Genomic DNA, 25,502 nt, shown 5'->3' with positions numbered 1-25,502 from the left:
GGGCGGGAGAGGGATAGGCATTACTTCGCCAGGACTTCCTCTGCGGTACGCTCAACCAGAGACAGCAGGACTTTGATGTCCTCCAGCGTCACGGTTGGGTTCAGCAGGGTCAGCTTCAGGCAGGTGACGCCGTTATGCTCGGTCACACCGACGTTTGCACGGCCAGACTCCAGCAGCGCGTCACCAATTTTCTGGTTCAGCAGGGCGATACCCGCGTCGTCCATCTGCACCTGTCCACGGAAGCGGAACAGCACGCTTGCCAGCTGAGGCTGCATCACCAGTTCCAGAGCAGACTGCTCTTTCACATAAGCCGCAACCTGCTGTGCCAGCGTCACGCCGTGGTCGATGATGGCTGCGTATTGCTCCTGACCCAGCGCTTCCAGGCTCATCCACAGTTTCAGTGCGTCGAAACGGCGCGTGGTTTGCAGAGACTTGGAGACCAGGTTAGGCACGCCCGCTTCTTCATCGAACTCAGAGTTCAGATAAGCCGCCTGATAGCGCATCAGCTCATAATGACGCGCTTCTTTCAGCAGGAACGCGCCGCAGCTGATGGTCTGGAAGAACTGCTTGTGGAAGTCCAGGGTTACGGAATCCACCAGTTCAATGCCGTCCAGGTAGTGGCGATACTGCTCAGACATCAGCAGCGCGCCGCCCCAGGCCGCATCAACGTGCACCCAGATATTCTGCTTCGCAGCCAGCTCAGCAATGGCGCGCAGCGGATCGATAGCACCCGCATCGGTCGTGCCGGCGGTGGCTACAATCGCCAGGATCTGCTCGCCGTTCGCGTTGCACTGCTCAATTTTCGCCGCCAGATCGGTGAGATCCATGCGGGAGAATTCGTCCGTTTTCACCTGCACCACGGACTGGTAGCCCAGCCCCATCAGCGCCATGTTTTTCTGCACGGAGAAGTGTGCGTTTTCCGAGCACAGCACGCGAATTTTACGCAGGTCGCCTACCAGACCGTCCTGCTGAACCGAGTGGCCCTGACGGGCGAAGAACGCGTCGCGCGCCAGCATCAGGCCCATCAGGTTGCTCTGGGTGCCGCCGCTGGTGAAGACGCCCGCATCACCAGCCTGATAACCCACGCGGGTACGCAGCCATTCGATCAGTTTGATCTCAATAATGGTTGCGGACGGGCTTTGATCCCAGGAGTCCATACTCTGGTTGGTGGCGTTAATCAGCACTTCCGCCGCCTGGCTAACCACCAGGCTTGGGCAGTGCAGGTGCGCCACGCATTGCGGGTGATGAACGGACAAACTGTCTTTCAGGAAGAACTCCACGGCGCGTTCAATCGCCGCTTCGTTGCCCAGCCCTTTCGGGTTGAAATCCAGCTTAATACGGTCGCGCAGCTCCGCGACCGTTTTGCCCTGATACATCTCAGGCTGTTTCAGCCACTGCATCACAGCCTGAGTGCTTTGTTCAATCGCCTGCTGGTAAGCTTCAATGCTCTGCGCAGAGGAGAACAAAATTGGGTTTGAATCAGACATCGTATTCAACAACTCCGGTTACGCCGTGCGAACGCCCGCAGCAAGCAGCGCCTGCTCGAATTTATCCAGGAAGATTTTCAGCTCTTCGTCGCTGATCAGCAGAGAAGGCAGCAGACGCAGAACGATACCGTTACGGCCACCACGCTCCAGAATCAGACCGGCTTCGAAGCACTTCTTCTGGATCAGCGCAGACAGCTCGCCGTCGCCAGGGAAGCAGCCCATGTGGTCAGCGGCTTCGTGCGGCTTAACGATCTCGATACCGATCATCATGCCCAGACCGCGAACGTGGCCGATGACCGGATAACGTTTCGCCATCTCTTTCAGCTGGCCCTTCAGCCATTCGCCCTGTGCGGCCACTTTGCCCGCGATGTTCTGGTCTTTCAGGATCTTCAGCGTCGTCAGGCCAGTTGCCATTGCCAGCTGGTTACCGCGGAAGGTGCCGGTGTGGTGACCAGGCGCCCATGCATCGAACTGCTTCTTGATGCCGAGTACAGCCAGTGGCAGACCGCCGCCAACCGCTTTAGACATCACGATGATGTCTGGCTCGATGCCTGCGTGTTCGAAGGCGAAGAATTTACCGGTACGGGCAAAGCCAGCCTGAACTTCGTCGAGGATCAGCAGAATGCCGTGTTCCTGAGTCACTTTACGAATGCGCTGCAACCACTCAGCCGGAGCCGGGTTCACGCCGCCTTCACCCTGAACGGCTTCCAGGATCACCGCAGCAGGTTTACGCACGCCGCTTTCGACGTCGTTAATCAGGTTATCGAAGTAGTAGGTCAGCGCCTTCACGCCCGCTTCACCACCGATACCCAGCGGGCAGCGGTACTCGTGCGGGTAAGGCATGAATTGCACTTCAGGCATCATGCCGTCAACCGCTTCCTTCGGAGACAGGTTACCGGTGACGGACAGTGCGCCGTGGGTCATACCGTGGTAACCACCAGAGAAACTGATAATACCGCTACGACCGGTCACTTTTTTCGCCAGCTTCAGCGCCGCTTCAACGGCGTCAGCGCCGGATGGGCCAGTGAATTGCAGGCAGTACTCTTTGCCCTGACCAGGCAACAGAGAGAGAAGATATTCTGAAAACGCGTCTTTCAACGGCGTGGTCAGATCCAGGGTATGTAACGGCAAGCCGCTGGTAATGACATTTTGGATGCTTTTCAGCACATCAGGATGATTGTGGCCAAGCGCGAGGGTGCCTGCGCCTGCTAAACAGTCAAGGTATTCTTTATTATCTGCATCGGTGATCCACACGCCTTCTGCTTTCGTGATGGCTAAAGGCAGTTTGCGCGGATAACTCCTGACGTTAGATTCAAACTCGGCCTGACGGGCCAGATAGGTTTCGTTGCTTTTGTGGGCATCTACGGTGTCAATACGGACTTTATCCGTCATCATATCACTCCTACAACCGCCGCTTCGTTATGAGCAACGATTGAATAAAAAGTTAAAAAACAGATGGGGCCTGAAAAAAACGCCGCCAATATAGAGCCTTTTGTCACCAGGCTCAATGGTTAATTTGTTTACTGTTTTGTGACACAGGGCACAGGGGAGGGGGTAACCTCATTTTCTGGCAAAAACTTGCAGTTTATGGCGAGTAAAAACAGTGACTTAGATATGAATTGTCAGCATTGTAAAATCAGACAAAAGAGTGTGGCAAATTGTGCGACTGGCAGGCTAAAAGGAGGCGGGGAGCCTCCTTACGCTGTTTATTTCTGGGTAATGCTTAAAATGCCGTGTTCGCGTCCGTTCGTTTTATTCCACGACGCGTCCGTAATGCCGTTCTCATCCAGGCTTAGCGATATCACAAAACCATTACCGTGAATCTCATAAAAATTGGCGTTCAGGCGTTTAACGCTGGCTTTTGTGCCGCATTTTCCGCTTTGGTTTGCTGATATCACACGAGCCATTGCCAGCGCTCATTTGCGTGCACCCCGAGCGCTCTAACTGAGCGCGATAGTGTGCGTTAATGGCGTATGTAGGCGAAACTGCTTTAAAGACTTATGCATAGTTAGGAAGTTGTTATATGAAGTATAGAGTTTAGAAGAGGGGCCATGATAGCCCCTAAGACTTAGAATTGTCGTGAGAGAATGATGTAACCGTTAAATCTAATGCTACATTCATCCTTGTTCATTAAACTGGATGCAATGAATACATCCTTTTTAGCATCCTTATTGATATATGTGTATTTTGCTGTAATTGTTTTCACGTCGTTTTCAAAATAACTGGATAAGTAAATTTTTTATATATAGCTAATGTTTTATCCTTGCTCTGATCTTTAGCATAATCAATTTTTGCTAAAGATTCTGCATAAATTTTTGAGACTGGGGAAACGTCTATCAGTTCTACCTTTGCTTTGGTTTCATCTATAGTACTCGTATCAATTTTTAACTCATTTGATAGAGCATCAAACAAGGTTGATTCCATAAACAAGCCAATTGCAGCACAACCAGGAGATTTGGCATGGACTAAAATAGGTAGTAACATTAATAAAAATATTAACTGTTTTTTGAACATAGTTAATCTTCCACTACTAATATTTTATATTTGCTTGCTGCAATAATTTTTCTGTACGGAAGATTTAAAACGATACAACCATCTGAGGCTTCTCCCGGATGCGCTGAGCTATCGCCGTGTATCATGAACCCATCACGCCCACACATCTGATTTTCTACATAGGGTGTAAGTCTCATTGTCCAGCCTTTGGTTTTGCGGTGATAGAAAGCCGATCCGAATGCATAAGTTCTATGATTTCAATCGAACCCTCCCGACCTTTTACATCAACAGAGCCTTTAATCTTATTTCCAGCATCGTCTGTTAACCACAGATAAACAGGTACAGCCATTTAAAATCCCTCTTGTTATTTATTGATATTGAACGCCAATCGTACAGCGCGTGACAGAAGGGAGGAAGTAATTTATTCAGAAAAGCATTTATAGTCAAAAGAATGGCTAAATATATCAAGCTTCGATTTAGAACATAAATTGAATAGGCCGAGAAGTAAGGTTAAGTGAATAAGTGAACGATAAAGTACATGCATTAAATACTTTCAACAATATTTTAGTACATTGTTATATGTTTTATTTATCTATCGCATCCTAACTGCCTTGCGTAAATCATTTCAAAAAATCTTGCACCCTACCTGCGGCCCCGGTTACACTAAACACCTAAAATTATTTATGATTAAATAATTGTTTTATAAGTAATTTGACTCGGGGTGCCCTTCTTTGTGAAGGCTGAGAAATACCCGTATTACCTGATCTGGATAATGCCAGCGTAGGGAAGTCAGATGCCTACCCGGTCATCGCTTCTTCACGTACGGCAGGAGCGAAACCATGCAGCCTGACCTGCTCGATTCACACGTTTTATATCAATTCCGAACCCGTTCCCCGCTCACGCACTGTATGACTAACGATGTCGTGCAGGCCTTCACCGCCAACGTTCTGCTTGCGCTCGGTGCTTCCCCGGCAATGGTGATCGAAGCCGAGGAAGCGGAACAGTTCGCCGCCCTTGCCGATGCTCTGCTCATCAACGTTGGCACGCTCACCACGCCGCGCGCCCAGTCGATGCGTCGGGCCATTGAGAGTGCGGTTGCCGCGGGCACCCCCTGGGTTCTGGACCCGGTCGCGGCTGGCGCGCTGGCGTTCCGCACCCGTTTTTGCCAGCAAATCATATCGCTTAAACCTGCTGCCATTCGCGGCAATGCCTCCGAAATCCTGGCCCTTGCCGGGATGAGTGCGGGCGGTCGCGGGGTAGACACCACCGATACGGCTGTAAGCGCCTTGCCCGCCGCGCAGGCGCTCGCCCGCCAGACCCACGCCGTTGTGGTGGTCACAGGGGAAGTGGATTACATCACCGACGGGCAGCGAACCCGTACGGTCGCGGGCGGCGACCCGCTGATGACCCGCGTGGTCGGAACAGGCTGCGCGCTCTCGGCGGTCGTCGCCGCCTGCTGCTCATTGCCTGGCGACAGGCTTGATAACGTGACGGCAGCCTGCGGTTTTATGAAGCGTGCAGGAGCGGCTGCTCTGTCTCAAAGCCAGGGGCCCGGCAGCTTTGCCTCTGCGTTTCTGGATGCGCTTTACGCGCTGGAGGCACAGGCATGAAACGCATCAATGCCCTGACTATTGCGGGAACCGATCCAAGCGGCGGAGCGGGGATCCAGGCAGACCTGAAAACTTTCTCTGCGCTCGGCGCTTACGGCTGCTCGGTTATCACCGCGCTGGTGGCGCAAAACACGCGCGGCGTACAGTCGGTGTATCGCATTGAGCCGGATTTTGTCGGCGCGCAGCTGGATTCGGTATTCAGCGACGTACGTATCGACACCACCAAAATCGGCATGCTGGCAGAAGCAGACATTGTTGAAGCGGTTGCTGAACGTCTTAAACATTACCGGATAAAAAACGTAGTGCTCGATACCGTAATGTTAGCCAAAAGCGGCGATCCGCTGCTCTCCGCCTCTGCTGTCGACACGCTGCGTAAAAAGCTGCTGCCGCAGGTGGCGCTGATCACGCCAAACCTGCCTGAAGCCGCCGCGCTTCTGGAAGCGCCGCACGCGCAAAACGAACGTGAAATGAAAGAGCAGGGGAATGCGCTGCTGGCGATGGGGTGTAGCGCGGTGCTGATGAAAGGCGGTCATCTTGATGATGCAGAAAGCCCGGACTGGCTCTTCACCCGCGATGGCGCGCAACGTTTCACCGCGCCGCGCGTACAGACTAAAAACACACACGGCACGGGCTGTACGCTCTCTGCCGCGCTGGCGGCGCTGCGTCCCCGTCACGCGAACTGGGCGGATACGGTGCAGGAAGCGAAGGTCTGGCTCTCGGGCGCGCTGGCAAAAGCCGATTCTCTGGAAGTGGGTCACGGTATTGGGCCGGTTCACCATTTTCATGCATGGTGGTAAGCCGTATACTGGCATGAAACCTCATGCCAGAGAAAAACAGAGATGGAACAAGCGCATACCCGGTTAATTGCCCAGCTCAAGGAACGAATTGCCGCACCGGACAACACGCCGCTGTATCTGAAATTCGCCGAAACGGTCAAAAACGCGGTGCGCAGCGGCGTGCTCGCTCACGGGAATATTTTGCCCGGCGAACGTGACCTGAGCCAGCTTGCCGGCGTATCGCGCATTACGGTGCGTAAAGCGATGCAGGCGCTGGAGGAGGCCGGGGTCGTCACCCGGGCGCGCGGCTACGGCACGCAAATCAACAATATCTTTGAATATTCGCTGAAAGAGGCTCGGGGGTTTTCCCAGCAGGTGGTGCTGCGGGGCAAAACGCCCAACACGCTGTGGGTGAATAAACGCGTGGTGAAGTGCCCGGAAGAGATCGCCCGCCATCTTTCCCTTGCGCCGGAAAGCGACGTGTTTCTGCTTAAGCGCATCCGCTATGTGGACGACGATGCGGTATCCATTGAGGAGTCCTGGGTACCGGTAGGGTTAATTCCCAACCCGGACGATATTGGCGTCTCGCTTTATGATTACTTTCGCAGCCAGAATATCTTTCCGCAGCGCACCCGTTCCCGCGTCAGCGCCCGGATGCCGGACAGCGAGTTTCAGACGCATATAAAGATGGACGATAAGATACCGGTGCTGGTGATCAAGCAGGTCGCGCTCGATCAACAGCACCGTCCCATTGAGTACAGCATCAGCTATTGCCGCAGCGACCTATACGTCTTTGTGTGCGAGGAGTAGTGCGTCGCGCGTGGGGGCGCAGTCTCCACCGCGATGGCTGACGACCCAGGCGGCTACGGCATTGCCAAGCTGCACCGACTCCGGCAGTGACCATCCCGCTGCCAGCCCGGCAAGGGTGCCTCCCGCATGGCTGTCACCCGCGCCGATGGTATCGACCACGTCAGCAGGAAACGCCGGAACGTGTCCGGAGGCGTCACCGTCATACCAGATCGCCCCGTCTTTATCCTGGCGCACGATCAGCGCAGCGCTAAAACGCTGCTGCCACTGTTTGCCGAGCTGCTCCACGTTCACGCCAAGCCATTCGGCGGCAAGCTCTGCCTCCTGACGATTAAGCGAGACAATCGGTTTGCAGGCCATCATCCGCGCCATCAGTGGGTCGGGGATATCCGCAATACGCGGACCGAAATCAATAAAGAGCGTCACATCCTGAAGACTTTCCACCCAGGCCGTCAGCAGCTCGCCGCTGGGCGACGCCAGCTGGTAGCCGGACAAATAGATCAGGCTTTTCTCCGGCACGCTTAACCCGTCCAGCCAGCGCTGCTGCCACTGATTCTCCACGCCGCTGAACGACATAAAGGTGCGTTCACCGTCAGGCTCCACCAGCGCCAGACACCAGCCGTTATCGCCCGCTTCCGCTTCCACGGTGCTGTGCAGATCCTGCTTCGCCATGGCGTTACGGATAATATCGGCCCACACGCCGTGGCCCACGGGAAGCGCGTTTTGCGCAGCAATGCCGAGCCGCTTGAGGGCGATGGCGATATTCAGCGCGCAGCCGCCAATATTCACGCCCTGTTGCTTCAGCTCGATATCACACCCGCGCCAGGGCAGGGCGTAGGCGTCGGCAATCACGTCGATCACCGCCGCGCCCAGCACCGTTACCGGACGCGTGGCGTGAAGCGTTTCGAGACGGCGGGCAAAAGCACTCATACACCCTCCCTTTGCTCCCGGAAGTGCAGCAGCTTGTCGCAGTAGTGGCCGAAATCAAGCCGGTTGACGGCATCCAGTTCGCGCCTGAGCGCCGGATCAATGGCCTGTATACCGTGCAGCGCGCCGCAGATGGCGGTTGCCATCGCGCCGATAGTGTCGGTGTCACCCCCCAGGTTGGCGCATAAAAACGCGCAGCGGTTCGGGTCGGTTCCCGCCAGTTCGACCATCGCAATGGCCGCCGGAACGGACTCCAGGGTACTCGTGCCCGCGCCAATAAGCTGATAGATCTGCTCGCTGGCGGATTCCGTACCGTTGGCTTCGCGCACGGTTTTCAGGGCCAGCTCAATGCGTGCCGAAAGCGATGCGCTGAAGGTGGTCGTGTTGGCCTCCTGGGCCGCGCGAGCAATACCCGGCAGGGCATCAGCGATGTTCTGCCAGCACTCGCCGTCGATAGCGCGCGAAACCGCCCACGCGATGACCACCGCACCAGCGATGGCGAGATCCGATTTATGGGTCGGGCTGGAGGCTAACGCAACCTGTTCCACAAAATGCGTCAGACGCGTGGCCGGCAGCAGGCAGCCCAGCGGGGAGGCGCGCATCGCGGCCCCGTTGGTGACGCCGTTATTTTCCAGCTCGCTCACCGGCCTGCCGTCGCGTATGGCGTTCAGGGCAATTTTGGAGGTCGGGCCAAGCACATTCTTATTGAACGCGTCGAAATCCAGCGCCCAGTTCAGAATATACTTACCGATAACGTCAGGATTAATGTCCCCGTCGCATTCGATAATCGCATCGGCCAGGCACAGCGCCATGGATGTATCATCGGTAAACTCCGCCTGCCTGAAGTAGCAGGCGGCATTATTCTCGGCCGGGCCGGGTAAGAAACGGTCGATCCAGCCGAAGTGTGCTTTTACCCGCTTGCGCGGCCACAGCTCCGACGGCATTCCCATCGCATCCCCTAACGCCTGCCCGTAAAGGGCACCGAGAATACGGTCTTGTTTCATTTAACTTCCCCTCGTGTCAGCGCGGTATCGCCATCAACCACCTCAATTGCGGTGATCTCTTTATCCGATTCGCGGAAAAACAGCATAAACAGCACGGCAATCACCACAATCATGATTGCCCCAAACGTCCACATTCCGGCCCAGTTGAAGGTCAGCCCATTCACCGGCTCTTTATATGCGAACATTTTTTCCATCATCACGCCGCCGAGACGGTAACCCAGCAGGCTACCAAAGCCCTGACAGCACAGCGTGATCAAGCCCTGCGCCGCATTGCGCATATGCACGGGCGCTTTTTTATCCACGTAGATGTACGCGGTGACGTAATAGAAGTCATAGCTCACGCCGTGCAGCAGAATGCCGAGGAACAGCAGGGCGTAGGTGAAGTACTGCTCGGCGCCACCGTAAACAAAGAAGCCGTAGCGAATGGCGGCGGTGATCAGGCCCAGCAGCAAGACCTTCTTAATACCAAAGCGTTTGGTAAAGAACGGCAGGGCGAGCATGAAGAAGATTTCAGAGAACTGGCCGAGGGTCATCCAGCCGGTGGCGTTTTTCATCCCCACTTCGGTGAGATAGCCGTTGGCAAAGATGTAGTAGAAGGCCAGCGGCATGGCGAACAGGAACGAGCAGAAGAAGAACACCAGGAAGTTTTTGTCGCGCAGCAGGATCAGCGCGTCCAGCCCCAGCATGACTTTGAAGTCCAGCTTGCCGGTGCTCTTCGGCGGGGTATTCGGCAGGAACAGCGCGAAGACGCCGAGCAGAAGGGAGCTGGCTGCGGTCATCAGCAGGGGAATATTGGTGTCGGAGATGTCGCTATAGCCCATCATCTGCGGCAGGAAGCCGCACGCCAGGCCCGAGGCAATCCAGCCGATGGTGCCCATCACGCGGATGCGCGGGAAATCGGCCTCCACGTCATCGACGTTCGCAAAGGCGATACTGTTGGTCAGCGCGATGGTCGGCATATAGGTCAGGGAGTAGGCCAGCAGCAGCGGGAAGAAGGTGCTGAACTGGGTTTGCTGTGCGGCGAAGTACATCAGGATCGCGCCGGCGAACATCAGCACCGCCAGCACCTTCTGGGCGGCGAAGAAGCGGTCCGTCAGCGAGCCGACCAGGATGGGGGAGAGGATCGCGGCGATGGCGGTACAGGCATACGACCAGCCGATTTCGCCGGCAGTAAACCCGCTCTTGCTCAACCACAGCCACAATGGCACAAACCACGCGCCCCAGATAAACCATTCAACGAACATCATGAATGACAGTTGGACTTTCGTTTTCATTTTTTAATCCTGCATGTCAGAGGTACGCGGTTAACATACCATGTGATAATACCTTTTAAATACCTTTAAGGCGATTGTTTGATCAGTGTAACAAAAATGTTGTACACGAAACGAGCCAGCAGATTGTGCTTAAAAAAGTTGCAAATGGTGGAAAATAGAGTAAGTCGGTACCAGGCTTAGTCTGCCTGCAAAAACGTGGGTTTGGATCACACGCTCCGACATCACGTCGGACTTACGGGAGCATCACTATGACTGATATTGCGCAGTTGCTTGGCAAAGACGCCGACAGCCTTTTACAGCATCGTTGTATGACCATTCCAGCCGACCAGCTTTACCTGCCTGGCCATGACTACGTTGACCGCGTCATGGTCGACAACAACCGTCCGCCTGCCGTACTGCGAAACATGCAGACGCTTTATAATACCGGACGCCTGGGCGGAACCGGGTACCTCTCTATTCTGCCCGTTGACCAGGGCGTTGAACACTCTGCGGGGGCGTCGTTTGCCGCGAACCCGCTCTACTTCGATCCGAAAAACATCGTCGAGCTGGCGATTGAGGCGGGCTGTAACTGCGTGGCCTCCACCTATGGCGTACTGGCCTCCGTGTCGCGTCGCTATGCCCACCGCATTCCGTTCCTCGTCAAGCTGAACCATAACGAAACCCTGAGCTACCCAACCGAATACGACCAGACGCTGTACGCCAGCGTCGAGCAGGCGTTCAATATGGGCGCGGTGGCGGTCGGGGCGACGATCTATTTCGGCTCTGAACAGTCGCGTCGTCAGATAGAGGAGATCTCCGCTGCGTTCGAGCGCGCCCACGGGCTGGGCATGGTGACCGTGCTGTGGGCCTATCTGCGCAACGGGTCGTTCAAGAAAGACGGCGTGGATTACCACGTGTCTGCGGATCTGACCGGTCAGGCAAACCACCTGGCGGCGACCATCGGCGCGGACATCGTGAAGCAGAAAATGGCCGAGAATAACGGCGGCTATAAGGCGGTGAATTTTGGCTATACCGACGACCGGGTCTACAGCAAGCTGACCAGCGACAACCCGATCGATCTGGTGCGTTACCAGCTGGCGAACTGCTACATGGGCCGCGCCGGGCTGATTAACTCCGGCGGTGCGGCAGGCGGTGAAACCGACCTGACCGATGCGGTGCGTACGGCGGTGATAAACAAACGCGCGGGCGGCATGGGGCTGATCCTCGGCCGTAAGGCGTTCAAAAAATCCATGGCCGACGGTGTGAAGCTGATCAACGCGGTTCAGGACGTCTATCTGGACAGTAAGGTCACAATCGCTTAAGTCTTTTTCCTCTCACCCTAACCCTCTCCCCAACGGGGAGAGGGGACTGTTCCGCGCATACGGGAAGAGGGCCGCCACCCGGCAACACATCAGCGCAAAAGCTGACAGTCCGGCGGCAATCGGCACTGCAACGCGCCGGGCAAAACTTCGATGCGGAATCGCTCACCGCTGAGCGGCTCTCCGTCAAGGTTAAAGGTCATGCCGTGGGGGGCGATCACCTCAAACCACGCGGATGTGCCGTCGATGATGTTGGGGCTCTCCTCCGGCTGCGTCAGCGTCGTAAACAGCGCGGGCAGCAGTCCGTCGCCGGTAAAAATGCGCAGCTGTAGCTGACCATCATTAATCAATGCTTCCGGGCAAAGCTGCTGTCCGCCGCCCGCCTGCCGCCCGTTGCCGATGCCAATCACCAGCGCGTTGCCCTGCCAGTGGAAGTTCTCACCGTGGATTTCACAGCTGTCCGGCTTGAGCGTGTCCATGCGCATCAGGCCGTGAATGAGATACGAGACGCCGCCCAGCGCGGCCTTCAGCTTTTCCGGCGTTTCGCTGGTGATTCGCGTGCCGAAACCGCCTGTGGCCATATTGATAAAGCAGGTTTTTTCATTTACCTGAGCGATATCGACGGGGGTCGCTTTACCGAGGATGGCCAGTTGCAGCGCTTTTCCTAAATCCTCAGGTATGCCGGCGCTGGTGGCAAAATCATTGGCGGTACCGAGCGGTAAAATGCCCATCACCGGGCGATCTGCTGTGTTGAGATCAATCAGCGCGCCGGCGATTTCGTTGATCGTTCCGTCGCCGCCGCCGGAAATAATGGTTTCAGCGCCTAATCTGATGCCCTCGTCGATATAGCGTGCCGCATCGCCTTTTTCAAAGGTCACCCGCACGTGAATGCGCGCGCCATCTTCACGCAATTCGGTAATCGTCTGGCGCAACAGATCGTTGCCTGCACTTTTGCCGTTGAGAATTAATAAACTGTCTGGATAGGTTGCCATCCGGTTTGCTCCCTTTTTTAACTATAGAAAGAGTGTATCCCAGAGAAGAACAAAGCGGGTAAGAACAGGATGAAAGGCAAAAAATAAGCCCGCGTAAGGGAGATTACGCAGGCTAAGGAGGTGGTTCCTGGTACAGCTAGCATTTATGGGTTATGTTTTTCAGCGGGGGGATAATACCCGTATTGAACGAAGCGGTATGTGATCCGATTCTAAGAATTATCCCAGCGTGAAAAAATCCCGTTGATTGACTATTTGCCGTGTGGATTTCGGGTATTTTCACCTTCAAAATTACGCATCAGCAGCGCAAACTCCAGCTCTACCTCTTCGGGAACCGGCAGCCAGACCACATGGCCATCGCCCGGTGCGACCTCAATCGCCTCACCTTTTTTGTTTTCCAGGTGCTCCAGGCGGAAGTTCATGTTGCCCTGCGGCGTCATCAGCTCCAGGCTGTCGCCTTTGGTGAATTTGTTTTTTACGGCGACGGCAGCCAGCGGGCCTTTACGCTCGCCGGTGAAGTCACCGACAAACTGCTGGCGTTCAGAAATCGAGTAGCCATGCTCGTAGTTCTGGTAGTCGTCGTGGGTGTGACGACGCAGGAAACCTTCGGTATAGCCGCGATGCGCCAGACCTTCCAGCGTTTCCAGCAGGCTGGTGTCGAACGGTTTACCGGCGGCGGCATCGTCGATGGCTTTGCGATATACCTGCGCGGTGCGGGCGCAGTAGTAGTAGGACTTGGTGCGGCCTTCGATTTTCAGGGAGTGCACGCCCATCTGGGTTAAACGCTCCACGTGTGCGATGGCGCGCAGATCCTTCGAGTTCATGATGTAGGTGCCGTGCTCGTCTTCAAAGGCGGTCATGTACTCGCCCGGACGTTTGGCTTCTTCAATCATAAACACGCTGTCGGTCGGCGCGCCGATACCCAGCGTTGGCTCAACGTTGGTGACCGGGATCGGCTCGTGTTTATGCACGATGTTCCCGATCTCATCCTCTTTGCCTTCCTGAACGTTATATTCCCAGCGGCAGGCGTTGGTGCAGGTGCCCTGGTTCGGGTCACGCTTGTTGATATAGCCAGAGAGCAGGCAGCGGCCGGAGTAGGCCATGCACAGCGCGCCGTGAACGAAGATTTCGATCTCCATATCCGGCACCTGGGTGCGGATCTCTTCGATCTCTTCGAGAGACAGCTCGCGAGACAGAATGACGCGGGTCAGCCCCATCTGCTTCCAGAATTTCACCGTCGCCCAGTTGACGGCGTTAGCCTGCACCGAAAGGTGAATGTCCATCTCCGGGAAGTTCTCCCGAACCAGCATGATTAAACCCGGGTCCGACATGATCAGCGCGTCCGGCCCCATCTCCACGACCGGCTTCAGGTCGCGAATGAACGTTTTCAGCTTGGCGTTGTGCGGCGCGATGTTCACCACCACGTAGAATTTTTTGCCCAAGGCATGCGCTTCGTTAATGCCGAGCTGAAGATTCTCGTGGTTGAATTCGTTGTTACGCACGCGCAGCGAGTAGCGCGGCTGGCCCGCGTAGACGGCGTCGGCACCATAGGCGAAAGCGTAACGCATATTTTGCAGCGTTCCCGCCGGGGAAAGGAGTTCCGGTTTAAACATGTTTGTTCTCGTTCTGATGACAGGTCAGATCCGCATACACCTGGTGCAGCGGTAAGGGGAGATCCCCCACTTTAAGGGCGGGCATTGTAGCGCTGCGGGGCGGGGAGGTAAAGTTCTTGTGCCGGGTGACGGCTTCGCCTTACCCGGCCTGGATTGTCCCGCAGCTGACTAGGCAATCCTGCACGCGTCCGCTTCCCATCGATACCCCACGCCGTACACCGCACGAATAAACGACTGGTCGGCATCCAGCGACTCCAGCTTGCGGCGCAGGTTTTTGATGTGGCTGTCGATGGTGCGGTCCGTCACCACGCGGTAATCGTCATACAGATGATTAAGCAGCTGTTCGCGGGAAAACACTTTCCCCGGCTCGTGGGAGAGCGTTTTCAGCAGGCGGAACTCCGCAGGGGTGAGGTCCAGCAGCTTGTTGCGCCAGCTCGCCTGGAAGCGGCTTTCGTCGACAATCAGCGGGCTTTGCGCATCCAGCACCTGCAATTCACGCTGCGGCTTGCAGCGACGAAGGATCGTTTTCACGCGAGCAACCACTTCGCGCGGGCTGTAAGGCTTGCAGATATAATCGTCGGCGCCGATTTCAAGCCCCAGCAGGCGGTCGATCTCTTCGATTTTGGCCGTCACCATCACGATGGGTACGTCGGAGAAACGACGAATTTCACGGCACAGGGTCAGGCCGTCAGTACCCGGGAGCATCAGATCCAGCAGGATCAGATCCGGCGGCGTCTGGCGCACGTAGGGCAGCACCTGGTCGCCGTGGCTGATAAGCGTTGGCGCGTAGCTGGCGGTACGCAAATAGTCGATCAGCAGTTGCCCCAGTTTAGGCTCGTCTTCCACGATCAAAATGCGCGGTGTGTTGTCGTCAATCGGTAACTCGGTCATGCTTCCCTCGATAAATCCCGTTCCAGAGGTAACTCTACTGTAATGCTAACCCCGCCAAAAGGCGAATGGGCGGCGCGGATGGTGCCGCCGTGGGCTTCTACAATGTTAACGCAAATCGCCAGCCCAAGGCCGGAACCGCCGCTGGCGCGGTTGCGGGAACCTTCGGTGCGATAGAAGCGCTCGAACAGTTTTTCCAGCTGCGCATCCTTTACGCCAGGGGCGGAGTCCGCGAAGGTCAGGGCAAAGCGCCCGTTTTCCTGCTTGCCGGAGATATGCAGCGCGCCGCCGCCGTCGGTATAGCGAAGGCTGTTCTCCAGCAGATTATTGAATAATTGCATCAGGCGATCTTTGTCGCCAAACACCACCGCGCTGTCCGGCAGCGAGAGGTTGATTTTCAGGTCACGGCTGGCGAAGCGTTCGCGGAACGCGCCGGTCACGACTTCAAGAATATTGATCACGTCGATTGCGGCTTTCTGGTAGGCCAGGGCGCCTTCGTCGGACATGGAAAGCTGATGCAGATCGTCCACCAGTTTGGTCAGCGTACCGACTTCCGCCTGTAGCGAGGCCACGGACTCGGGAGTGAACTGCCGCACGCCGTCCTGAATCGCCTCCAGCTCGCCGCGCAGCACCGCCAGCGGGGTGCGCAGCTCGTGCGAAATGTCGGCCATAAAGTCGCGGCGCATCTGCTGGTTTTTCTCCAGCGTGCTGGCGAGCTGGTTAAAGTCCTGCGCCAGCTTGCCCAGCTCGTCCTGGCTGCGGGTGTCCACGCGGGTCGAGAAATCACCCGCCGCCAGCTTGTGTGTACCCTCCACCAGACGCTTAACCGGCGCCAGCAGGCCGCGCGCCAGCGGGAAGGTGGCGAGCGCGGCAAGCAGGGTTGAGAGCGCGACAATCAGCCAGCTGGTCTGACGCTGCTGGCGGTCAAAGTTGATGTCGGTGTTGCGCGTCAGCCGCTCGACCGGCGAGGCGATGACCCAGCCCACCGTGGCACCGTTCGAGGTGATGGCGCGCTTTGTGCCGTCTGGCGGTACCGGCGAGCGCGGGCCAACGAGCACGCGCATCTCCTGATCAATCACCCAGAACTGGGTGCGCCAGCCGTGCGGCGGCATACCCGGCCCCGGGCGGTCGTCGTCATTATCGTGCTCCAGCGAGCGCAGAATTTGAAATATAAAGCGGTCATTATTGCGCAGAAAACGCCAGTTACCGTGCAGGCTGTACTGTTCGCCCAGCGCGTCGCTTAAGCCCTGTAAGCGCTGTTCGTTACCGTGCTTGATGTAGTCAATAAAACCGCGCTCAAAACTGACCCGCACCGCCCAGTGCATGGTAATCAGCAGGACAATACAGGTGGCGAAAATCGCCACAAAAAGCTTACCGGTGATCCCCGGACGCCAGAATTTCATGGTGCACTCCTTTTGCCGCGTCGGAGCACGACATTTTTGGTCGTGTCATTCGGTACTCTGGCAAAGATAAAAGCGGGCAGGGCGACGATCGCCGCCATGCTGAGGTAGGTGTATAAAAAGACCTGATGCGCGACGGGGGTGTCGACGCTGAGGTGGTGCTGGCCGTACATGCCGAGCAGCAAGCCGGCCACCGTGACCCCCACGCTCATGGAGAGCTGCATGATCATCGACAGCAGGCTGTTACCGCTGCTCGCCAGCTCGTCCGGCAGATCTTTCAGCGTGAGGGTGTTCATGGACGAGAAGCGCATGGAGTTGACGATCCCCTGGCAGAACAGCACCAGCGGCAGGACGTAGTACCAGCCCATCAGCGCCACGGCCATAAACAGCAGGGTGACCAGCGCCAGCCCGAGCGTGGCGGCCACCAGCACGCGGCGGTAGCCAAAGCGGTTTACCACCTGCACCACTATACGCTTCATCCCCATGCTGCCGAGTACCATCGGGATCATCATCAACCCCGCGTGGAACGGCGAAAAGCCCATCCCAATCTGTAAAAATACCGGCGTCATAAACGGCAGCATGCCGCTGCCGATACGTCCGGCGAAGCTGCCCAAAAGCCCCAGGCGGTAGGTTGGGGTGTTAAACAAGTTCAGGCTGAACAGCGCCCTGTCGTTGCCTCTGGCATGCCACAGATACCAGAGAATAGCGGTGACACCCAGCGCCACCAGCAGGGCGAGCGACAGGGACGAAATCCCCAGCCCTTTTTGCCCGTCCAGCGCCAGGGTGAGCGTCGCCATGCCGGCGGCCAGCAGGATGAAGCCAAAGAAATCAAAGCGCCGGGTCTGCATTTTATAGTTCGGCATCAGCGTCAGGGTGGCAATCGCGCCGATGATACCGACCGGCAGGTTAATCAGGAAGATCCAGTGCCAGGAAGCGTACTCCACCAGAATACCACCCAGCGCCGGGCCAAGCAGCGGGCCGACCTGACCGGGCAGGGTGACAAAGGTCATCGCCGCCATATACTGCGCGCGCGGAACAATTTTCATCACCGTTAGCCGCCCGACGGGCACCATCATTGCGCCGCCGACGCCCTGTAGTACGCGCGCCATCACCAGCTGATCGAGGGTATTGGCCTGAGCGCAAAACAGAGACCCGGTGGTAAACAGCACGATGGCGGTGAAGAAGATGTTCCGCACGCCGACCTTATCCGCCAGCCAGCCGCTGGCGGGCAGCATCACGGCGACCGTCAGCACGTAGGCGACAATCACCATATGCATGTGCAATGGGCTCTCCCCCAGGCTTTTTGCCATCGAGGGGAGGGCGGTGTTCACGATAGTCGTGTCCAGCGACTGCATAAAGAAGCCGAACGCGACTATCCACAACTGCCAGCGAACGTTACCGGGAAGGTCGGTCATTTACTCGGTCACCGTGGTTCTCTTTTTACGCGAAAAACGCAGCCGCAGCCGGTCGAAGAACAGATAGACCACCGGCGTGGTGTAGAGCGTCAGGAGCTGGCTCATTACCAGACCACCGACAATCGTGATCCCCAGCGGCTGACGCAGTTCAGAGCCGTCGCCGCCGGAAATGACCAGCGGCAGCGCGCCGAAGAGTGCCGCCAGCGTGGTCATCATGATCGGGCGAAAACGCAGCAGACAGGCCTGGAATATCGCCTCGTCCGGCGTCAGGTTGCCGTTGCGCTGGGCGTCCAGCGCAAAGTCGACCATCATTATCGCGTTTTTCTTGACGATGCCAATCAATAGCATGATCCCGATGAGCGCGATAAGACTGAATGGGGCACCGAACAGCTCCAGCGCCAGCAGCGCCCCCACGCCCGCAGAGGGAAGCGTGGAGAGAATGGTCAACGGATGCACGTAGCTTTCATACAGCACGCCCAGCACGATATACACCGTGGCAATGGCCGCCAGAATCAAAATGACCTGCGAATTCATGGTGTCCTGGAACACCTGTGCCGTACCGGCAAAACTGCCGCGCACGGAGGAGGGTACCCCGAGCTGGGTCATAGCGCGATTAATGGCATCGCTGGCCTCAGACAGCGACGAGCCGGTTGGCAGGTTAAACGAGACGGTCGAGGCGGCGGAAAGCCCCTGGTGGTTCACCGACAGCGGCGCGTTCGAGGGCTGCCAGCTGGCGAAGTACGACAGCGGAATCGCCTTACCGTCATCATTGATCACAAACATCTTGTCCAGCGCGCTGATGTCCTGGGTGTAGCGTGGATCCACCTCCATCACCACCTTGTACTGGTTCATCGGCTGGTAGATGGTGGAGACTTCACGCTGCCCGAAGGCGTTGTTCAGCAGGCTGTTGGCCGCCTCCACGTTAATGCCCAGGCGGGCCATGGTTTCACGATCGTAGGTGAGCGCCATCTCCGCGCCGTTGTTCTGGCTGTCGGAGTTCACGTCCGCCAGCTGCGGCAGAGCGGCCAGCGCTTTTCGGATCTTCGGCTCCCACTCGCGAAGGGCAGCTAAATCGTCCGAGAGCAGGGTGTACTGATAGCTGGCATTGGCCTGTCGTCCGCCGACGCGGATATCCTGAACGGCCATCAAAAACAGGTTTGCCCCCGGCTCTTTGGCGAGCTTCACCCGCAGGCGGTCAATGATCTGCTGCGCCGTTTCTTGACGTTCACCGCGCGGCTTAAGGGTAATAAACATCATCCCGCTGTTAACGCGCGAGCCGCCGGTAAAGCCGGTGACGTTGTCTACGGCCGGATCCTCACGGATGATCTTCATAAAGTCCTGAAGCTTGCCTCGCATCGCCTGGAACGAAATGCTCTGGTCTGCCTGAATACCGCCCATCAGCACGCCGGTATCCTGCTCCGGGAAAAAGGTTTTCGGGATGGTAATGTACATCCAGACGTTGAGCACGATGGTGCCCATCAGCACCAGCCCGACAATACGCGTGTGGTTCAGCACCCATTTCAGCGATTTGCCATAGCCTGACTGCATTGCCATCAGGACGCGGCCAAAGCCTTTCCGGCGCGGCTGCGAGTGCGGTTGGCTGCGCTTGAGCATCCAGCCGCACATCATTGGCGTCAGCGTTAGCGAAATCACCAGTGAGATACCGATGGCGACGGAAAGCGTGACGGCAAATTCGCGCAGCAGTCGTCCCGGCAGGCCGCCCATCAGCAGCAGCGGCAGGAACACCGCCACCAGCGACAGGCTCATGGACAGTACCGTAAAGCCCACTTCACGCGTACCCTGAAGCGCCGCCTGGAGCGGCTTCATGCCCGCTTCCAGATGACGCGAGATATTTTCCAGCACCACGATGGCGTCATCCACCACAAACCCGGTGGCAATCGTCAGCGCCATCAGCGACAGGTTGTTAAGGCTGAAGCCGCACAGGTACATGGCGGCAAAGGTGCCAATCAGCGACACCGGAACCGCCACCGCCGGGATCAGCGTGGCGCGACCCGATCGCAGGAACAGGAACACCACCAGGATCACCAGCGCGACGGAAATAATCAGCGTCTGCTCCACCTCTTCGAGCGAGGCGCGGATGGTAGGGGAGCGGTCCTGCGCAATCTGGAGATCGATCGCCGCCGGAATGGTTTCCTGAAGCTCCGGCAGCCGCTCGCGGATGCTGTTCACCGTCTGGATGATGTTGGCTTCCGGCAGCTTGCGGATCATCAGCAAAATGGCCGGTTTGGCGTTAGTCATCCCGGCGTTGCGCACGTCCTGCACCGAATCGGTAACGCTGGCGACGTCGCTCAGGCGCACCGCCGCGCCGTTGTTGTAATGAATAATCAGCGGCTGATACTCGGCGGCGGTTTTCAGCTCGTCGTTGGTCTGGATCTGCCAGCGGTGGCTGCTGTCCTCAATCGCCCCCTGCGGTTTACGCACGTTGGCGTTGCTGATGGCGGAACGCACGTCGTCCAGCGACACGCCCTGGTTAAACAGCGCCTGCGGATTCAGGCCCACGCGCACGGCGGGCAGGGAGCTGCCGCCGACGTCCACGTCGCCCACGCCGTCAATCTGGGCGATGGTCTGCGCCAGCTGCGTGGAGGCAAAATCGTACAGCTCGCCCTGGGAGTAGGTCTCCGACGTGAGCGTCAGGATCATGATCGGCGCATCGGACGGGTTGGCCTTGCGGTAGGTCGGACGGCTCGGCATGCCGCTCGGCAGCAGGCTTTGGGCGGCGTTAATCGCGGCCTGCACGTCACGCGCCGCGCCGTTGATGTCCCGGTCGAAGTTAAATTCCAGAATGATGCGCGTGCTGCCCAGCGAACTGCTGGAGGTCATCTCGTTAACCCCGGCAATTCGCCCAAGCGATCGCTCAAGCGGCGTCGCCACGGATGAGGCCATGGTTTCCGGCGATGCGCCCGGCAGCGAGGCGCTGACCATGATCACCGGGAAATCCACCTGCGGCAGCGGCGCCACCGGCAGCAGGCGGAAGCCCAGCACGCCGCACAGGGTGATGGCGACGGAGAGTAAAATCGTCGCCACCGGACGGTAAATGAAGAGGGCGAAAAACTTCACTTACGCCTCCTCTTCACGTTTCGGGAAGCGGCTTTTCGTCCACAGCGCCAGACGGTCGAACAGCAGGTAGATGACCGGCGTGGTAAACAGCGTCAGCACCTGGCTGACCAGCAGGCCGCCCACCATGCCGATACCCAGCGGACGGCGCAGCTCTGCCCCCACGCCGGTGCTCAGCATCAGCGGCAGGGCGCCCAACAGGGCCGCCAGGGTGGTCATCAGGATCGGACGAAAACGCAGCAGACAGGCCTGGTAAATGGCCTCGCGCGGCGCCATACCCTGCTCGCGCTCGGCGGCCAGCGCAAAGTCGATCATCATGATGGCGTTTTTCTTCACGATCCCGATAAGCAGGATGATGCCAATGATCGCAATCACGTCCAGCTCGCTTCCCGCCAGCATCAGCGCCAGCAGCGCCCCCACGCCCGCCGTCGGCAGGGTGGAGAGGATGGTGATCGGGTGGATAAAGCTTTCATACAGCACGCCAAGCACGATATACATCGCCACCACCGCCGCGACGATCAGCCAGACGGTGCTGCCCAGCGCGGCCTGGAACGCCAGCGTACTGCCCTGGAACTGGGTCTGAATATCGGACGGGAAGCTCAGTTCCTTCTCCGCGCCCAGAATGGCCTCCACCGCTTCGCCCAGGGAATAGCCGTCCGGCACGTTGAACGAAATGGTGGTAGACGGAAACTGATCGAGATGGTTAATCGACAGCGGGGCGTGACGCTCTTCCACCGTGGCAATCGCGCTGAGTGGCACAATACCGCCATCTTTGCTGGTCAGGCGCACCGAGTCCAGGGCGGCCAGCCCCGGCGTGTTCTCGGTGTTGTGTTCCAGCACCACGCGATACTGATTCGCCTGGGTGTAAATGGTGGAGATCAGACGCTGGCCAAAAGCGTTATACAGCGCGTTATCCACGTCGGACATGGTAATGCCCAGACGGCTGGCGGTGTCGCGGTTGACGTTCACGTACGCCGCCAGCCCTTTGTCCTGCCAGTCGCTGCTGACGTCAGAAACCTGCGGCAGCGCTTTCAGCTTGTCCACCAGCTGCGGCACCCAGGTGCTGAGCGCATCAAGCGAGGTGGCCTGAAGCGTGAACTGGTACTGCGTGCGGCTCACCTGCGTATCAATGGTTAAATCCTGAATCGGTTGCAGGTACAGCTGAATGCCCGGCACGCGCGCCACGGCGCGTTGCAGGCGCTCGATCACCGCGTTGACGCGATCGTCGCGGTCATCAAGCGGTTTGAGGTTAATTTGCAGGCGGGCGCTGTTAAGTGATGGGTTGGTGCCGTCCACGCCCACGTAGGCGGTCAGGCTTTCCACCGCCGGATCTTTCATGATGATTTCCGACACCTGCTGCTGGCGCTGCGCCATATTCGCGAAGGAGACCGACTGCGGGGCCTGGAGCGTGCCCTGAATAATGCCGTTGTCCTGAATCGGGAAGAAGCCTTTCGGAATGAAAATCCACAGCATGACGCTGAGCGCCAGCGTGCCGAGGGCCACGCCGAGCGTCGCCCACGGATGGTTCAGCACTTTTGCCAGCACGCGACCGTAGGCGGCAATGATGCGCTCGAACATCCGCTCGGAGGCGCGGGAGAAGCGGTTTTGCTTGCGCAAAGAGTCATGGCTCAGCATGCGGGCGCACATCATCGGCGTCAGCGTCAGCGACACCACGGCAGAGATCAGAATGGCGACGGCCAGCGTCACGGCAAACTCGCGGAACAGGCGCCCGACGATATCCCCCATAAACAGCAGCGGGATCAGCACTGCAATCAGCGAGAAGGTCAGCGAGATGATGGTAAAGCCAATTTCTCCCGCGCCCTTCAGCGCGGCGGCTAACGGCTTTTCACCTTTTTCGATATAGCGCGAGATGTTCTCGATAACGACGATGGCATCGTCCACCACGAACCCGGTGGCGATGGTGAGCGCCATCAGCGTCAGGTTGTTAATCGAAAAGTCGAGAAATACCATTACCGCGAACGTTCCCACCAGCGAGAGCGGCACGGCAACGGCGGGAATAATGGTTGCCGGAACGTTGCGCAGGAACAGGTAGATGATCATGACCACCAGCGCAATCGCCAGCATCAGCTCGAACTGCGTGTCCGATACCGAGGCGCGAATGTTGGTGGTGCGATCCGACAGCACCTTCACGCTGACCGATTTCGGCAGGCTTTCCACTAGCTGCGGCAGCATGGTGCGAATGCTGTCGGCGGTATCAATAATGTTCGCGCCCGGCTGGCGCTGAACGTTCATGACGATCGCCTGCTGCTTATTGGCCCACGCCCCGAGCCAGCTGTTTTCAGCCCCTTGCTCAACGGTGGCAACGTCCCCGAGGCGGATTGGCGCGCCGTTTTGATAGGCCACAATCAGCTGGCGGTATTCATCGGCGGACTGCATCTGGTCGTTGGCGGAGAGCGTGACCGCGCGGGTTGGGCCGTCCAGCGAGCCCTTCGCTGAGTTAACGTTGGCGCTGCTGATGGCGGTGCGAATGGTTTCGCTGGTTAACCCCAGCGCGGCAATGGCCTGGGCATTAAGCTTAACGCGCACGGCGGGGCGTTGTCCCCCTGCGAGCGTCACCAGCCCGACGCCGGTCACCTGCGAAATCTTTTGCGCCACGCGGGTTTCGACCATGTCTTCCACCTGCGTCATCGGCATGGCGGAGGAGGTGACGGCAAGGGTCATGATCGGCGGGTCTGCCGGGTTCACCTTGCTGTAAACCGGCGGGTTCGGCAGGTCAGACGGCAGCAGGTTGGTGGCGGCGTTAATGGCGGCCTGCACCTCCTGTTCCGCGACGTCCAGCGACAGCGCGAGCTGGAACTGAAGTGTGACGACCGAGGCGCCGCCGGAGCTCTGGGAGGACATCTGCTTCAGGCCAGACATCTGGCCGAACTGACGCTCCAGCGGGGCGGTGATTGCGGACGTCACCACGTCCGGACTGGCGCCCGGATAGAGGGTGACAACCTGAATCGTCGGGTAGTCTACTTCCGGGAGCGCCGACACGGGCAGAAAACGGTAGCCAATGATCCCGGCCAGCAGGATCGCCACCATCAACAGGGTCGTCGCAACCGGACGTAAAATGAACAGGCGTGATGGCCCACCTGTAGAGCTCGGCGGCATCACCTGCATCAGGCTTTTGCTCCTGTAGTCTGAGCTTCCACCACCTCGACCTGCGCCCCTTCGGTCAGACGGTCAATACCGTCGGTCACGACGCGGTCGCCTGCGGACAGCCCGGCCTCGATTACCACCGTCTGGCTGTCCTGGATGCCGGTTTTCACCAGGTGTTTGCTGACCTTGTTTTCACTGTTCAGCACCCAGACAAAGTTGCCTTCACTGCCCATTTGCAGAGCCGCCGTCGGGATCACTACCGCATTTTCTTCGGTCGCGACCAGCATACGCGCGTTGACGAACTGATTCGGGAACAGGGCATCGTCCTGATTGTTGAAGCGCGCCTTCAGCTTGATGGTGCCGGTGGTGGTGTCGATCTGGTTATCCAGGCTCAGCAGCGAACCTTCGCTCAGCTTCTGCTTGTTGGTGCGATCCCAGGCCTCCACGACCAGCCCTTTACCGGCTTTCTGCGCCTGGACTACCGTCGCAATATCGCTTTCCGGCAGGGTAAAGACGAGATCGATAGGGTGCGTCTGGGTGATCACCACAATGCCCGTGGTGTCGCCGCTCGAGATTTGGTTGCCGATGTCCACCTGCCTGAGGCCGACGCGCCCGTCGATGGGGGCAACGATCCGGCTCCAGTCCAGCTGGAGCTGGGCGCTGGCGACCGCGGCTTCGTCGGCTTTAATGGTGCCCTGCGATTCGCTGACCAGCGACTGCTGGGTATCCAGCTCCTGGCGCGACACGAGGTTGGTTTTTACCAGCTGCTGATAGCGGGCTAAATCGCGGCGGGCGTTGGCGAGGGTGGCTTTGTCTTTCGCGAGCTGCCCCTGCGCCTGCGCCAGGGCCACCTTAAACTGGCTTGGGTCGATTTCTGCCAGCAGATCGCCGGCTTTGACCTGCTGCCCTTCCTGGAAATGAATGGCCAACAGCTGACCGTCCACGCGGCTGCGCACCGTCACGGTGTTGGCGGCGGTGATGGTTCCCAGCCCGGAGAGATAACGAGGCACCGCTTTCGTCACCGCCGTTGCCGCCTGCACCGGCGCCAACGCGCCGCTGCGCATGCCGTGGCGACCACTGCCCGCAGGGCGCTGTGAGGGGCTACTGGCGCCAGCCGGTGCCGGGGAATTCGCGGACTGGCTGTGCCAGTACCAGGCGGCGGCAAGGACCACCACAATCAGACCAGCGGCGATCGCCCAGCGGGATTTGTTACTGCCTTTCATCGTTATACGTTCTCATCCTGAAACTCTTTCGGGGAATGATACTAGTTTAGTCAGCTAACACAGCGGAAAAATGAAGGAAATATGGAAGACTGTCAGGAATGGTCTGAGTGTGGCGCGC

General features: G+C 58.0%; 18 protein-coding genes, 2 pseudogenes and 1 riboswitch. Of the genes and pseudogenes, 4 read left to right on the top strand and 16 right to left on the bottom strand.

The genetic code is table 11. The annotated features are described in order from the left end of the window. Positions 1–20 precede the first annotated feature (20 nt). From IM267_RS10325 to IM267_RS21240, 5 genes and pseudogenes are all read right to left on the bottom strand, one after another. Complete coding sequence (locus IM267_RS10325) at positions 21–1,487, bottom strand: aspartate aminotransferase family protein (protein ID WP_107533373.1); 1,467 nt, start codon at positions 1,485–1,487, stop codon at positions 21–23. Between the two features lie 18 nt (positions 1,488–1,505). Then, positions 1,506–2,882 (bottom strand): diaminobutyrate--2-oxoglutarate transaminase, encoded by a 1,377-nt coding sequence (locus tag IM267_RS10320; RefSeq protein ID WP_193033345.1) that lies wholly within the window; start codon positions 2,880–2,882, stop codon positions 1,506–1,508. A 311-nt stretch (positions 2,883–3,193) separates the two neighbouring features. Next, the gene (locus IM267_RS10315) at positions 3,194–3,394 is read right to left on the bottom strand and encodes a hypothetical protein (protein ID WP_226848029.1); all 201 of its coding nucleotides are present in this window, start codon (positions 3,392–3,394) and stop codon (positions 3,194–3,196) included. 161 nt (positions 3,395–3,555) lie between these two features. After that, positions 3,556–3,971 (bottom strand): annotated as a pseudogene (locus IM267_RS10310) (Shiga toxin A subunit). A gap of 247 nt (positions 3,972–4,218) precedes the next feature. Beyond that, positions 4,219–4,329, bottom strand: a pseudogene (locus IM267_RS21240) (type VI secretion system tube protein Hcp); the annotation flags it as partial. A 358-nt stretch (positions 4,330–4,687) separates the two neighbouring features. Continuing rightward, positions 4,688–4,784: riboswitch (TPP riboswitch) on the top strand. A 35-nt stretch (positions 4,785–4,819) separates the two neighbouring features. Between IM267_RS21240 and thiM the strand changes: the two are divergent. From thiM to IM267_RS10290, 3 genes are read left to right on the top strand one after another with little or no spacing between them, the layout of a single operon-like run. After that, complete coding sequence (thiM, locus tag IM267_RS10300) at positions 4,820–5,590, top strand: hydroxyethylthiazole kinase (protein WP_193033344.1); 771 nt, start codon at positions 4,820–4,822, stop codon at positions 5,588–5,590. Next, positions 5,587–6,387 carry a bifunctional hydroxymethylpyrimidine kinase/phosphomethylpyrimidine kinase gene (gene thiD, locus IM267_RS10295; protein ID WP_193033343.1) on the top strand — a complete coding sequence of 267 codons (801 nt, stop codon included), beginning with the start codon at positions 5,587–5,589 and terminating at the stop codon, positions 6,385–6,387. Before thiM ends, thiD begins: the two co-directional genes overlap by 4 nt. A 42-nt stretch (positions 6,388–6,429) precedes the next feature. After that, positions 6,430–7,176: a GntR family transcriptional regulator gene (locus IM267_RS10290; protein ID WP_112792434.1), complete on the top strand. Its 747-nt coding sequence runs from the start codon at positions 6,430–6,432 to the stop codon at positions 7,174–7,176. On the opposite strand, the gene IM267_RS10285 is transcribed toward IM267_RS10290, so the two are convergent. Genes IM267_RS10285 through IM267_RS10275 form a run of 3 tightly spaced genes read right to left on the bottom strand, consistent with a single transcriptional unit; the run spans position 7,150 to position 10,378 of the window. Next, on the bottom strand, positions 7,150–8,103 hold the full coding sequence (locus tag IM267_RS10285; RefSeq protein ID WP_193033342.1) for a PfkB family carbohydrate kinase: 954 nt from the start codon (positions 8,101–8,103) through the stop codon (positions 7,150–7,152). The two genes, IM267_RS10290 and IM267_RS10285, sit on opposite strands and share 27 nt — an antisense overlap. After that, a complete protein-coding gene (locus tag IM267_RS10280; RefSeq protein ID WP_193033341.1) occupies positions 8,100–9,104 on the bottom strand; it encodes an ADP-ribosylglycohydrolase family protein in 1,005 nt (334 codons plus the stop codon). Before IM267_RS10280 ends, IM267_RS10285 begins: the two co-directional genes overlap by 4 nt. Further along, positions 9,101–10,378, bottom strand: coding sequence for a nucleoside permease (locus IM267_RS10275; RefSeq protein WP_003859236.1), 1,278 nt, complete (start codon positions 10,376–10,378; stop codon positions 9,101–9,103). The genes IM267_RS10280 and IM267_RS10275 overlap by 4 nt, the downstream gene beginning before the upstream one ends. A 248-nt stretch (positions 10,379–10,626) precedes the next feature. Here IM267_RS10275 and fbaB point away from each other — a divergent pair, with 248 nt between their 5' ends. Further along, entirely contained in the window at positions 10,627–11,679 is a 1,053-nt protein-coding gene (gene fbaB, locus IM267_RS10270; protein ID WP_193033340.1) for a class I fructose-bisphosphate aldolase, read from the top strand. A gap of 89 nt (positions 11,680–11,768) precedes the next feature. On the opposite strand, the gene yegS is transcribed toward fbaB, so the two are convergent. The 8 genes from yegS to IM267_RS10230 form a co-directional block, all read right to left on the bottom strand. Further along, on the bottom strand, positions 11,769–12,668 hold the full coding sequence (gene yegS, locus IM267_RS10265; protein ID WP_193033339.1) for a lipid kinase YegS: 900 nt from the start codon (positions 12,666–12,668) through the stop codon (positions 11,769–11,771). A 248-nt stretch (positions 12,669–12,916) separates the two neighbouring features. Further along, positions 12,917–14,278 (bottom strand): tRNA 5-hydroxyuridine modification protein YegQ, encoded by a 1,362-nt coding sequence (gene yegQ, locus IM267_RS10260; protein ID WP_063868340.1) that lies wholly within the window; start codon positions 14,276–14,278, stop codon positions 12,917–12,919. A gap of 168 nt (positions 14,279–14,446) precedes the next feature. Beyond that, positions 14,447–15,169, bottom strand: a complete 723-nt coding sequence (gene baeR, locus IM267_RS10255) for a two-component system response regulator BaeR (RefSeq protein WP_063450271.1) — start codon at positions 15,167–15,169, stop codon at positions 14,447–14,449. Next, positions 15,166–16,569, bottom strand: coding sequence for a two-component system sensor histidine kinase BaeS (gene baeS / locus IM267_RS10250; protein WP_193033338.1), 1,404 nt, complete (start codon positions 16,567–16,569; stop codon positions 15,166–15,168). The genes baeR and baeS overlap by 4 nt, the downstream gene beginning before the upstream one ends. Next, positions 16,566–17,981 carry an MFS transporter gene (locus IM267_RS10245; RefSeq protein ID WP_112792432.1) on the bottom strand — a complete coding sequence of 472 codons (1,416 nt, stop codon included), beginning with the start codon at positions 17,979–17,981 and terminating at the stop codon, positions 16,566–16,568. Before IM267_RS10245 ends, baeS begins: the two co-directional genes overlap by 4 nt. Then, entirely contained in the window at positions 17,982–21,059 is a 3,078-nt protein-coding gene (mdtC, locus tag IM267_RS10240; protein WP_193033337.1) for a multidrug efflux RND transporter permease subunit MdtC, read from the bottom strand. Beyond that, positions 21,060–24,182, bottom strand: coding sequence for an MdtB/MuxB family multidrug efflux RND transporter permease subunit (locus IM267_RS10235; protein WP_193033336.1), 3,123 nt, complete (start codon positions 24,180–24,182; stop codon positions 21,060–21,062). It lies immediately after the preceding gene. Then, positions 24,182–25,384, bottom strand: coding sequence for an MdtA/MuxA family multidrug efflux RND transporter periplasmic adaptor subunit (locus IM267_RS10230; protein WP_193033335.1), 1,203 nt, complete (start codon positions 25,382–25,384; stop codon positions 24,182–24,184). Before IM267_RS10230 ends, IM267_RS10235 begins: the two co-directional genes overlap by 1 nt. Positions 25,385–25,502 lie beyond the last annotated feature (118 nt).

The organism is Enterobacter cloacae complex sp. P15RS, assembly GCF_014895905.1.
Lineage (GTDB): Bacteria > Pseudomonadota > Gammaproteobacteria > Enterobacterales > Enterobacteriaceae > Enterobacter > Enterobacter quasihormaechei.
This window is presented reverse-complemented; position numbering and strand designations above follow the sequence as displayed.